General features: G+C 60.9%; 9 protein-coding genes. 3 read left to right on the top strand and 6 right to left on the bottom strand.

Features of this window, described 5'->3' with window-relative positions; all coding sequences use genetic code 11:
- Positions 1-24: 24 nt before the first annotated feature.
- The 6 genes from IEW17_RS00565 to IEW17_RS00540 form a co-directional block, all read right to left on the bottom strand.
- Positions 25-972: a bifunctional riboflavin kinase/FAD synthetase gene (locus IEW17_RS00565; RefSeq protein ID WP_188560055.1), complete on the bottom strand. Its 948-nt coding sequence runs from the start codon at positions 970-972 to the stop codon at positions 25-27.
- A 55-nt stretch (positions 973-1027) separates the two neighbouring features.
- The gene (gene truB / locus IEW17_RS00560; RefSeq protein ID WP_188560054.1) at positions 1028-1882 is read right to left on the bottom strand and encodes a tRNA pseudouridine(55) synthase TruB; all 855 of its coding nucleotides are present in this window, start codon (positions 1880-1882) and stop codon (positions 1028-1030) included.
- The gene (locus IEW17_RS00555) at positions 1879-2709 is read right to left on the bottom strand and encodes an undecaprenyl-diphosphate phosphatase (RefSeq protein WP_188560053.1); all 831 of its coding nucleotides are present in this window, start codon (positions 2707-2709) and stop codon (positions 1879-1881) included. The genes truB and IEW17_RS00555 overlap by 4 nt, the downstream gene beginning before the upstream one ends.
- An 88-nt stretch (positions 2710-2797) precedes the next feature.
- Positions 2798-3112 carry a DUF3098 domain-containing protein gene (locus IEW17_RS00550; protein ID WP_188560052.1) on the bottom strand — a complete coding sequence of 105 codons (315 nt, stop codon included), beginning with the start codon at positions 3110-3112 and terminating at the stop codon, positions 2798-2800.
- A gap of 60 nt (positions 3113-3172) precedes the next feature.
- Complete coding sequence (locus IEW17_RS00545; protein ID WP_188560051.1) at positions 3173-4072, bottom strand: cell division protein FtsX; 900 nt, start codon at positions 4070-4072, stop codon at positions 3173-3175.
- Between the two features lie 89 nt (positions 4073-4161).
- Positions 4162-8775, bottom strand: coding sequence for a translocation/assembly module TamB domain-containing protein (locus tag IEW17_RS00540; RefSeq protein WP_188560050.1), 4614 nt, complete (start codon positions 8773-8775; stop codon positions 4162-4164).
- 279 nt (positions 8776-9054) lie between these two features.
- On the opposite strand from IEW17_RS00540, the gene tsaD reads away from it, so the two are divergent.
- From tsaD to IEW17_RS00525, 3 genes are all read left to right on the top strand, one after another.
- A complete protein-coding gene (tsaD, locus tag IEW17_RS00535; RefSeq protein ID WP_188560049.1) occupies positions 9055-10068 on the top strand; it encodes a tRNA (adenosine(37)-N6)-threonylcarbamoyltransferase complex transferase subunit TsaD in 1014 nt (337 codons plus the stop codon).
- 99 nt (positions 10069-10167) lie between these two features.
- A complete protein-coding gene (gene smpB, locus IEW17_RS00530) occupies positions 10168-10626 on the top strand; it encodes an SsrA-binding protein SmpB (protein ID WP_188560048.1) in 459 nt (152 codons plus the stop codon).
- Positions 10627-10771: 145 nt separating this feature from the next.
- Positions 10772-11563, top strand: coding sequence for a C40 family peptidase (locus tag IEW17_RS00525; protein ID WP_229748696.1), 792 nt, complete (start codon positions 10772-10774; stop codon positions 11561-11563).
- Positions 11564-11656 lie beyond the last annotated feature (93 nt).

Genomic DNA, 11656 nt, shown 5'->3' with positions numbered 1-11656 from the left:
TAGTTAGGGTGAAAAACCAGCGGGCTAGGTCAGCGCTCCTCTCGTGTTCTGCGCATCCAACGCCAGTTGGGTCGTTAACGCATTCAGGCCGTCGTATTTTTCTTCGGCTCGCAGCCACGTTACGAATTCCAGCGTCAGCTCCTGGTCGTATAAATCCCCGCTGAAATCAAGCAAGTTTACTTCAATGGTCTGCGTCAGTTCGGCTCCGACGGTGGGCCGCACGCCAATATTGAGCATGGCCTGGTGCCGGGTGCCCGCCGCCGTGATGGCCCACACTGCGTAAATGCCCCGGGCTGGCACTAGCTTCAGTGGCTCCCGAATGTTCAGATTAGCCGTGGGGTAGCCGATGGTACGGCCCAGCTTCTGGCCGTGCACCACGGTGCCGGTGAGCGGGTAGTGGTAGCCGAGGTAGCGGTTGGCGGTAGCAATATCGCCCTGACGCAACGCCTGACGGATGCGGGTGCTGCTCACGCCCACGGCGTCCACGTCCTCACGCGGAATTTCTTCCACGGTTAGGCCGTAGCGGTCGGCGTGCTGCCGGAGGTAGTCGAAGCCGCCCTCGCGGTTTTTGCCAAACCGGTGGTCGTAGCCAATAACCAGCTGCTTGGTTCCCACCGTTCGCAGCAGCAGGTTCTGGATGTATTCCTCCGAAGTCCACTGCGCAAACTCCCGGGTGAAGGGCACGATGAGCAGATAATCGACGCCCAACTCGGCCAGTTTGGCAATTCGCTCGTCGAGGGTAGTAATCAGCTGCAGCTCCAGTAGTTCGGGGTGGGAGGGCGGCGGGCCCAGCACCAGCCGTGGGTGGGGCCAGTAGGTGATGACCACCGCGGGCGCGGTGCTGGCCTGCGCCACCTCGCGCAGCCGGGTCAGAATGCGTTGGTGCCCCAGGTGCACCCCATCGAAGGTACCGCTGGTGACGACGGCATTGCCAAGAAACGGAAACTGGGCCGGGTCGCGGATGACGTGCATAAAGCACCAGAGAAGCGAAAAGTAGGAAATGGAAGCGCCGCGAAGGTAAGGCGCGCTATTCGGGCGGGTTCTCGGGCGCAGCGGCTGGTGTTTCGCCTGCTTCATGGGCCTGGTGCTCCTTGGCGGCCAGGGCATCCGCCTGCAGCGCGGCAAAGTATTGCAGGCCCGCTCGGTTGGGTGCGGTGCGCGGGCGCTCGGGCCGGGCCGGGCGGTCGCCTTCGGGGCGGGGTGGGCGCAGCGCCTCAATGGCTTCAAGCGAAAAGGCATCCTCGACCCGGTACTCGCCGATGCGGGTGCGCACCAGGCGCGTGAGGTGCGCGCCGCAGCCCAGGGCCGTCCCAAAGTCGCGGGCCAGGCTGCGGATGTACGTGCCCTTGGAGCACACCACCCGGAAGTCGACTTCGGGCAGGGCAATGCGCGTGAGCTCGAAGATTTTAATGTCGACGGTTTTGGGCTTTATTTCCGCTTCCTGGCCGGTGCGGGCCAGCTCGTAAGCGCGCTTGCCGTCAATTTTCACCGCCGAAAAAATCGGTGGCGTTTGCTGAATGAGGCCGGTAAACTGGGGCGTGGCGGCCGTCACTTCCTCATCGGTGAGGTGGGCGTAGGGGCGCACCAGGTCCACGGCCGTTTCCAGGTCGAAACTGGGGGTGGTTTCGCCCAGGCGGAAGGTGCCGGTGTATTCTTTTTCCTGTGCCTGAATCAGGTCAATTTCTTTGGTTTTCTTGCCGGTGCAAAGGATAAGCAGGCCGGTAGCCAGCGGGTCGAGGGTGCCGGCGTGGCCAATTTTCCCGATGCGCAGCGCACTTTTCACCTTGCGCACCACGTCGAACGACGTCCACGTCAGGGGTTTGTCGAGGAGCAGGACTTCGCCCGTCTCAAAGTCAAAATCGGCTAGTGTTTTCGTACTCATACCAAGTTTAAAGGAAGTTCCAGGGCCAACATTATCAAGAGAATGCCCCCCGCGATGATGCGGTAGATACCAAACGCACGAAACCCGTATTTCGCTACAAAGCCCACAAACAGCCGGATGGCCAGCAGCGCCACCACAAAGGCCACGGCGTTGCCCAGGGCTAGCTGTTTCAACTGCTCAGCTGAGAATAGGTGGTTCAGGTCCACGCCCTGGGCCTTGGCGTCTTTGTAGTAGTCGTACACGTCCTTCACCGCGGCGGCTGCCATGGTTGGCATGGCCAGAAAGAACGCAAACTCGGCCGCTGACTGCCGGGTGAGCTTCTGGGTGAGCCCGCCGATGATGGTCGCGGCCGAGCGGCTGGTGCCCGGTACCACGGCCAGGCATTGGAACAGGCCAATCATCAGCGCCTCCTTAAAACCGGGGTTGGTGACGGGGTGCCCGCCCTGGTTGGGGTCTTCCTGCGGAAACCAGCGGTCGATGAACAGCAGCACCACACCGCCCACCACCAGCATCACGGCCACCGTCGTCACCGATTCGAGCAGCGCGTCGATGTGCTTTTTGAAGAGCAGGCCCACCAGCACAATTGGCAAGAAAGCCACCAGCAGCTTCAGGTAAAAGTCGATGCTTTGGAAAAAGCGCCGCCAGTACACCGCGAATACCGACAGAATGGCCCCTAATTGAATAACGACCAGATATAGCTTGAAAAACGGCGTAACCGGAATACCCAACAGCGCCGAGGCAATAATCATATGGCCGGTGCTGGAAACAGGCAAAAACTCAGTCAGGCCCTCCACAATGGCGAGGAGCAGCGCGTGCCAGTAGGTCATTATCAGTGATTAACGATTAGCGGTGAGTGATAAGTGGTGGTTATTGAAGGAAATACTAATCCTTAATTACTCGCCACTACTCACTAATTTACAGGCGCTTGTAGGCCGGAGCGGTGGCTGGGGTGGCAGTTGGCACTTCAACCGTGAAAGGAGCGGCAACCGGAGCAATTGGGGCCGCTACCAACGTTTTATCGCGCACCAGAATGGCGGCAAACTCAATGGCAAACCCGGCGATGAGCAGCAACGGCCCCAGCGTGATGCCGACGAAATCCTCGCCGTAATTGCTCCGGTCGCCAAACATCATGGTGATAAAACCGGCGGCCAGTGCGGCCAGCCCAATCCACATCAGGCGGTAGTTACGAGGACCAAAGGCGAAGCGGAATACGGGTTTGGTAGGAGTCATATTTGGTTGTTTTGCACTTGCGAAGAAAGCAGAACGTCATGCAAAGCACAGCATAACGTTTTAATACAGGTCGTCGAGCGACATTTTTAGATACTTGTGTACGGCGCGGGCCGAACTGAAAAACCCGATTACGACGCCCAGCCCCACCACGCCCAGCAGGAGCAGGCCCAGCCGCAGGTCGTCGCGCAGCAGGCGCAGCGGCTCTACTTCGAGGTAGGCGTATTGCAGCAGCGCAATCAGCAGCAGCGCCGCCAGCACGCCGCTGGCCAGGCCCTGCCAGGTAGCGCGCCGCAAAAACGGCTGCTGGATAAAGAGCCGCGTAGCGCCCACCAGTTGCATGGACCGGATAAGAAACCGCTGCGAGAACAGCGCCAGCTTAATCGTATTGTTAATCAGAATGACCACCACCAGCACCAGCACCGCCGCAAAGCCCAGCAGCACAAGGCTCACCCGCGTCAGGTTGTTGTTGATGCTGGCAAACAGGTCCTGCGGGTATTGCACCTCAAACACGCCCCGCTGCGTCGAAACGCTGCGCTCCAACTGGCGCAGGTGCATGGTGTCGGTATATTCGGGCTTGATTTTGAGCACATAGGCATCGCGCAACGGGTTGTCACCCAGGAACTGGCGGAAATCCTCGCCGGTGCTTTGCAGCAGTTGGCGGGCACCTTCTTCCTTACTTACAAATCTAATTTGGGGCTTGCCCTCCCGTTCGGCCACGAAGGGCTGCTGGCCCAGGTCCTGCTGCAGGCGCAGCAGCTCGGTTTCGGGCAGGTCACGGTCGAGGTACACCTGCACTTCCAGGTTCTGGCGCACCACTTCGCTCAGTTTGTGGGCGTGCACCAGCAGCAGGCCAAACAGGCCAATGACCACCAGCGCCAGCGTAATGCTGAACACAACAAGCAGCGTGGGGTAAGAGCCGAGCTTTTTCTTGCGACTGGAAGGAGTGGTGGGGGCGGCCATATTGGGCAAAGGTAACGGAAGGGACAAGTAAAAAGAACGTCATGCCGAGCGCAGCCGAGGCATGACGTTCTGGATGCACATTCCATTATCTACAGATTCGTGCGCGGGTCTTCGTCCACGGTCAGCACTTCCTTGGCATCGCGGGCTTTCTGGGTGTTGCGCTCCTTGCGCTTGGGGTTTTTGCGGCTGAATAGCTCCCCAAACGAGTTGAACTGCTCGGTGTGCAGCAGCGAGAGGCCCGCGCGGGGCTGGTTGATGGTTTCCAGGTCGCGCGGGGTGGTTTCGTAGCGCAGTTTGGTGCGGAACTTGCCGTCGGGCCGCAGGTAGTATTCCAGGCTCAGGTCGCCCAGGAGGGAGGCTTGGCCGGCGGTATTGCCCGAAGTGGTGGTCACGCCGCCGCCGCCACCCGGGCCCGTCAGGTTCGGATTGTTGGTGAAGCCACCCTCCCGGGTCACGCGCAACCGGCCATTCAGAAACGAGTAGCTCAGGCGCACCTGCAGTGCCTGCAGCTGGGCGGTGGTGAGGCCGTTGATGTTGAAGTCGATTTCCAGGTTCTGGTCAATTTGCGAGGTCAGCAAGCCCAGTTGGGTGCTTAGAATCTGGCCCAGACTATTCTGCACCGTATTGTCCTGGCCACGCAGTGAAATGGTGTTGCCAAACGAGCCCTGCGGCGACAGCTGCTTGAAAACCAGCAGGCTGAATACCTGCCGGTTCAGTTCCTGCTCGTCGTTGCGCAGCGAGGCCGTGAAGGCGGCCAAATCGCCCTGCAGCGTACCCGGTGCGTCGTTGAATTCCAGGTTGAGCTTGATGGCGGGCAGCAGCAACGGTCCGGTCAGGTTCATCACGGCCGTCACGGGCACTACGGCGGCCCCGCCGTTGGTGGTGGTGCCCAACACGGGAGCCAGCGAGGTGCGCTGGGTGTAAGTGGCCGTCACGTTCATTTCGCCGGCCAGCGGGTCGCCGTTCCAGGAAATGATGCCGCCGGGGCGCACCACAAACTCCTTGTTAATCAGGCCCTGCAACGTGAAATTGTACGCCCCGCGTACGATTTCGACCTGCCCATACATATTGAACTCACCCCGCGTATCGATGGCCATGCGCAGCTGCCCGGCCGCCGACCCGCGAATAACGTCGCCGGTGCTTTCGTCGAGCAGAATTTCCATGTACGCCTCGGGCGTAATGGTCAAATTCATGTTCAGGCGCAGGCCCGAGAGGTCCACTTTATCCTGCGCGGCAATGACTACAGCCTTTTTCGTGATGACCGTGTCGCCCACCGGGTTGTTGTTCACAAACTTGATGTAGCCCGCCTTCTGGGCCTTGGCCGCGTTGTCGAGCGGCAGCGAAATGCGGGTGCCGGCCTCGCTGCTGGCCCGCACCGTCACGTCGAGGTCGTCGGTGGGGCCGCTCACCCGGGCGGTGCCCGTGGCGTAGGCCGTGCCAAAGTACATGTCATTGTCCTTGCGGGTAGTGTTGAGCACCTGCATCTTGCGGAAACTGGCCGCAATGTCCAGGCTCATGTCTTTGAAGCCCTGGTGGCGCACGATGCCGTCCACGGTGCCGGTGTTGCCCAGCACGTCGCGCAGCCGCACATTGCGAAACTCTATTGATGTGTTGGTGAAGCTGATGCGGTTGGCAAACGTGTAGGTGGTGCCCAGGTAGCCGAAGGTGAGGCGGCCGTTACTCACGTCGACCTGGCCCAGCAGGTTGGGCGCGGCAAAGCGGCCCGTGAGCCGTAGCTCGCCCCGCCCCGTACCGCCCAGGTTCTTAAACAACGAGCCCAAAAACGGCTGGGCCAGGATGATGGGCGCGTCGTTGAGCGTGCCCGTCAGGTTGAGCTGGTTGGTGGCGTCCTGCGGGGCAATATCGCCCAGCACCGTGAGCACCGACTGGCCGCTGCGGGCCACGTCCATGTTCAGGCGCAGCTTGCTGGCGGCGTTGTCCCAATCGGCGCGCCCCGCTACCTGGCCAATCAGGGTGCCGTCGTATTTCAAAGAATCCACGCCCAGCGTGCTGTTGATGGCCAGCGGGCCGTACACGCCGCTCACGGTGCCCTGGGCATTGAGGCGGCCGGCCAGGCGCTGCCCGGTGAGGCTGTTGAGGGTAGCCAGCTCGAAGTCCTTGGCCTGCAACACCAATGGGGGCTTGCTGGTGTCGGGCGAGATAAAGCCCTGCGCGCTCACAAACTGCTCGCCGTTGCTAAACGTCAGGTTCTTGATTTCGAACTCCTTGCCATAGTCCGAAATCCGTACCGAGTTGTTGGCCGCGATGGTCCAGTCTTTATCCAGCAAATGCAGGCCCGACTGCCGGAACACCACTTCCACGGCGCGGGGCAAAAAGCCCAGCGAGCCATTGATGGTGGCTTTGTTCGTCGTGCCCGTTTGGGCCAGCGAAGTCGAAAAGTTGATGCGCTGCTGGTCCCACACGCCTTCTACCACAAACTTTTCGGTGCGGCCCAGCGTGGGCAGCACCTGCCGGTCGCTCGTGATGCTGGCCTGGGCCAGAATGTCGGACTTATAGGGCAGCTTCGAAGTGAGGAAGTCGAAATCGTTGTTCACCGTCATTACCGGGCCGTAGCGCAGACTGTCGAGGTGGCCACCGAGCTGGAAAATCGACGTCTCCCCATTGCGAAATGAGCCGTCGATGCGGCTGCCGTTCGCCACCTGCAGCTCAGGCACAAACAGCGCCAGCACGGGGTTGGGCTTTTTCAGATTCAGCAGCAGGTCAACCTGATACACCGGCAGTACCCGCTGGCGCTTCTGGCGGTAGTAGTTGGCCGTGGCCGCGGCGTTGCTCTCAAAATTGAGGCGGTACTCAGCAATGAGTGTTTGCACGTCGCGCACCACGTCGGAGGTGTTGAACGTGCCCGCCAGACTGGCGTCCACCGCTTCCGAGCGCAGCGTCACGCGGCGCTGGTTCAGGCGGTTGCGCGTGCTCACGATGTCGAGGGTGTCGAGGCGCAGCTGCCGGCCGTTCAGGCCAAAGCGCGACTTGCGCAGGTACGCGTAGCCCACCAGCGAGTCGAGCTGCACGCCTTTGAGGTTGACGTCGGCCGTGGTTGCCACCGTAATGGGCTGGCTGCTCAGGCCCAGGGTGCGCAGGTTGGCGTAGTCAATTTTGGTCTTGATGTCGATATTTTCATGCTTGCGCTCCAGGTCGATGTGGCCGTCGGCCACCAGGCGCACGGCCGGGTCGTTGATGCTGGCGTGTCCGTTGAAGTGCAGGGGCCGGAAATCGCCGTCGAACGCAATGTTCCGGTAGCGGTAGCCCTTCAGCCAAATGGCCGGTACCGTGAGCTTGGCTCGGCCCTGCGCAAACGCCGGTAGAAAGCCCGTGCCCGCCACGCGCCCGTTCAGCGTCACGTCTCGAATCACCGATTCATCGCCCAGAAACTTGCCCACCTGAAACGCATTGGAGCGGATAGTGCCCTCGTAAATCGCGTGCGTAAGGTCGGTTTTGGTCTTCAGGTTGATGTCCGTCGCCACGAAGCCCAGGGCCGTATCGAACGAGGCATTGGCCACGAAGTCGCTGTAGAAACCCAGTATCTGGCCCTGCAGCTTCACGGTGCCCAGGCGCTGCACCAGCTTGTTGGCCGAAGCCGGCAACCATTTCTTCAAGTCGTTGGTCACCACCACCGAGGGCAGTAGGCGCAGGTCGATAAAGCTCTCCCGGTAGTTGGGCAGGCCGTCGGCGTGGGCGCGCTTGGCCACAATGTGCGTGCCTTTGCCGTAGCGCACGTCCAGGTTGTTCACCTTGAAGTCGCGCACGTAGCCCGAGGCATCGCCCGAAATGGCCACCGACTCGTGCAGCGTGGCCAGCTGCGGGGCAAACTTGGCAATGTCGTCCGTGTACACCCGCGAATTGCGCAGGCGCGCAATGGTCTTCATCGAGTCGTTGTAGTCCGCGAAGTTGCCGAATACCCGGAACTCAAACCGCACGTAATCTTTAATTTGGCTCCGGCCCACGCGCAAGCTCAAATCCTTGAATTCCCAGAAGTGCGGCCCGTACTTCATGTCCGCCGTGATTTCGCGCAGCTGCGTTTGCGAGGGCGTTTCCACGGCGTGCAGGTGGCTGATGCGCAAAGCCAACGTGTCGGCCAGCTGAATTTTGGAGATGTCGGCGTAGATGCTGTCGACCAGCATGTGGTCGTAGTCGATGCTCTTGCCGTAGGTTTTCGAGCGCGGCACATCGCCTTTCTCAATGGCGAAATGGCCGTTGCGCAGGGCCACGGCGGCGACCTGAAAATCAAACGGGGCCGCCTTGCTCGTATCCTTCGAAGGGCCAATCAGCCGCCCCACGGCCGCCGTAAACTGGCTAAAGGTGGTCGAATCAGGCTGGCCCGGCAGGTTCTTCAGCTCAAAGCGCGGCTCATTCAGCGTAAGCAGGCTGATGTGCAGGTGCCGCGGGTCGAATACCGAGAACAAGCTAATGTCGGCATCGGCCCGACCAATGCTGAACAGCTCGCCCCCGCGCCGGTCTTTCACGCGCACCCCGTCCAGCAGCACCCGCGAAAACGGCCGCACATCAACCCGCCCGATAGTCACTTCCTGTCCGAGCCGCTTGGTCAGAAACTCCGCCGCCTTGTGGGCGATGCGCGTTTGCACACCCGGCACCCGCAGGGCCAGCAACGTTCCCACCACGGCCAGCACCACCACCAGCCCGAGGCCCAGCAGCACTTTTAGCAAAATGGAGAAGAAACGACGCACCAGGGCAGGGAATGAGAGCGAAAAAACGCAGGTTAATCCGCAAAGTTGCGGTTTTTTAGCTATTTGAGCCAACTGCCGGTCTCGGCCGGCCCACATCAGACCCGGGGAACGGCCAGGCTCAGGCGCTGGTTCAACTCCCGTGCCAGCCGCCCGGTTAGGGATTTTGGGCCGGGCCCGCACCCCGCGCTGCTACCTTTGTGGCCGCTACGCCCCGCTGGTCATTGCTATCGACACGCATTCGGAATGCGTCAGCAGCTATTCCACAACTACCGTTTTCTCATGCTCGCTCATCCCATTATTCTAGCCATCGAGTCATCCTGCGACGACACCGGCGCGGCCGTGTTGGCCGGCGGCCAGCTGCTGAGCAACGTGGTGGCCACCCAGAAAGTCCACGAGCAATACGGCGGCGTGGTGCCCGAGCTGGCCTCGCGCGCCCATCAGCAGCACCTGCTGCCCGTCGTCACGGCGGCCCTCAAAGAAGCCGGCATCACTAAAGCCGATTTGGATGCCGTAGCCGTGACGCAGGGCCCCGGCCTGCTGGGCTCCTTATTAGTAGGCGGCATGTTTGCCAAAACCCTGGCCCTGGCCCTGGGCAAGCCCCTGCTGGCCGTGAACCACATGCGGGCGCACATTCTGGCTCATTTCCTGCGCGACCCCAAACCCGACTTTCCCTTCCTCTGCCTCACCGTGAGCGGCGGCCACACCCAGCTAGTGGTGGTGAAATCGGCGCTGGAAATGGACGTCATCGGCCACACCATCGACGATGCGGCCGGCGAAGCCTTCGACAAAACGGCCAAGCTGCTGGGCCTGCCGTACCCCGGCGGCCCCCACCTCGACAAGCTGGCCCGCCAGGGCAACCCGCAGCGCTTCGCCTTTCCGGTAGGGGCCATGCCCGGCTACGACTTCTCCTTCAGTGGCCTGAAAACCTCGGTGATGTACTTCCTGAAAAAGGAAACCGCCGCCAACCCCGAATTTGTGGCTGAAAACCTGGTCGACCTCTGCGCCAGCATCCAGCACACTATCGTGGCCACGCTGCTCCGCCAGCTCCGCCGCGCCGCCGCCGATACCGGCCTCACCCAAATCGCCGTGGCTGGCGGCGTGGCCGCCAACTCCGGCCTGCGTGCTGCGCTGGAAGCGGAAGCCGTGGTTCAGAACTGGCAGGTATTTATCCCGGACTTTGCCTTTTGCACCGATAATGCCGCCATGGTAGCCATGACCGCGTATTTCCAGTACGAGGCCGGCGACTTTGCCACCCAGCTCAGCAGCCCCAACCCTCGCCTGAAGCTAACGTAGGCGTAGCTTCGCGCCCCTTTCACGGTGTAGCACGTGCTTTAGCTTGTGCCCGTGTGGCTCCGGCACAGGTTAAAATATGTGCCATAATCCATTTCAACCATGGCCAAAGACGACAAACCCATCATCATCAACATCAAAAACCGTCGCGCCAGCCACGAATACAGCTTCCTGGCCAAGTACGACGCGGGCGTGATGCTGCAGGGAACCGAAATAAAAAGCATCCGTGAAGGCAACGTCAACCTCACCGACGGCTACTGCCTGTTCCACACCGACGGCAGCCTCTGGATTCATTCCATTCGCATCGCACCCTATTCCTTAGGCACTTATAACAACCACGATGCCATGCGCGAGCGCAAGCTCCTGCTCAACAAGCGCGAGCTCAAGCAGCTGGCCGGTAAGGCCGTGGACCAGGGCCTGACCATCATCCCGTTGCGCCTGTTTGTGACCGACCGCGGCTTTGCCAAAATCGAAATTGCCCTCGCCCAGGGCAAAAAACTCTACGACAAGCGCAACGACCTCAAGGAAAAAGCCCAGAAGCGCGACATGGAACGCATGTGATAAAATGAGAAACGTGAAAGCACGGAAATGTGAAAATGTGGTGGTGGCAGTCTTCACTTAAGCCAACGGTGGCATCTTTGCAGTCTTTGGAAGCGTGAATAAAAACACCTTCACAGTTCCACATCACCCATATTTCCGCATTATTTTGAATCCCGGCATCTGCGCCCTGAGCGCCGTCCCCGTCCGCGCCGAGCCCAACGACCGGGCCGAACTGGTTACCCAGCTTCTTTTTGGTGAGTGCTACCAGATTCTGGTCACCCAGGAAAGTTGGTTGCAAGTGCAGCTCGCCGCCGACGACTACGTGGGCTGGATTGATATTAAGCAGCACACGCCCGTTTCGCCGGATTACTACGCCGCCTGGTGCGCCCAGGACCACCCCCGCGCCCTCGATGTGGTGCAGGCCGTGAGTGACGCCACTACCAAAATCCCGCTCACGCTGGGCTGCCGGCTGCCGTTTTTCGACGGTATGAACCTGCGCCTGGGTGAGAAGCAGTACTTTTTCAACGGCGCTGCCACTAACCCCAGCGCCGCGCCCGACGCCACCCGCCAAGCCCTGCTGCTGCGTAAAATGGCTCTGATGTACCTGAAAGCGCCTTACGTGTGGGGTGGCAAAAGCGTCTTTGGCCTCGACTGCTCCGGCCTCTGCCAGCAGCTCTACGGGTTGGTAGGCATCCAGCTCCCGCGCGATGCCCGCCAGCAGATTGACCACGGGCGCCCCGTGCACTTTGTGGCCCAAGCCAAGCCCGGCGACCTCGCCTTCTTTGATAACGCCGAGGGCCGCATCGTGCACGTGGGCCTGGTCATGGACGAAGGCCAGATTCTCCACGCCCACGGCGAGGTTCGCCTCGACCCGCTCGACCACAACGGCATCTACAACCGCGACCGGCAGCGCTACTCGCACAAGCTCCGTCTGATAAAGCGCCTGCTGCCGGAGTAGGGGGGGAAGTGATAAGGATAACAGAACGTCATGTCGAGCGCAGCCGAGACATCTCGCTCCAGGCAGTGAATGAATCAGTTAGTAAAGCACGCG

This window comes from Hymenobacter frigidus, from assembly GCF_014640435.1.
Classification (GTDB): Bacteria; Bacteroidota; Bacteroidia; order Cytophagales; family Hymenobacteraceae; genus Hymenobacter; species Hymenobacter frigidus.
Note: the sequence above shows the minus strand (reverse complement) of the source record. Positions and strands in the feature narration are given on the sequence as shown.

Coding starts and splice junctions, on each gene's coding strand:
- smpB (WP_188560048.1), top strand. CDS start 10,168: ATGGCCAAAGACGACAAACCCATCATCATCAACATCAAAAACCGTCGC.
- IEW17_RS00565 (WP_188560055.1), bottom strand. CDS start 972: ATGCACGTCATCCGCGACCCGGCCCAGTTTCCGTTTCTTGGCAATGCC.
- IEW17_RS00555 (WP_188560053.1), bottom strand. CDS start 2,709: ATGACCTACTGGCACGCGCTGCTCCTCGCCATTGTGGAGGGCCTGACT.
- IEW17_RS00545 (WP_188560051.1), bottom strand. CDS start 4,072: ATGGCCGCCCCCACCACTCCTTCCAGTCGCAAGAAAAAGCTCGGCTCT.
- IEW17_RS00550 (WP_188560052.1), bottom strand. CDS start 3,112: ATGACTCCTACCAAACCCGTATTCCGCTTCGCCTTTGGTCCTCGTAAC.
- truB (WP_188560054.1), bottom strand. CDS start 1,882: ATGAGTACGAAAACACTAGCCGATTTTGACTTTGAGACGGGCGAAGTC.
- tsaD (WP_188560049.1), top strand. CDS start 9,055: ATGCTCGCTCATCCCATTATTCTAGCCATCGAGTCATCCTGCGACGAC.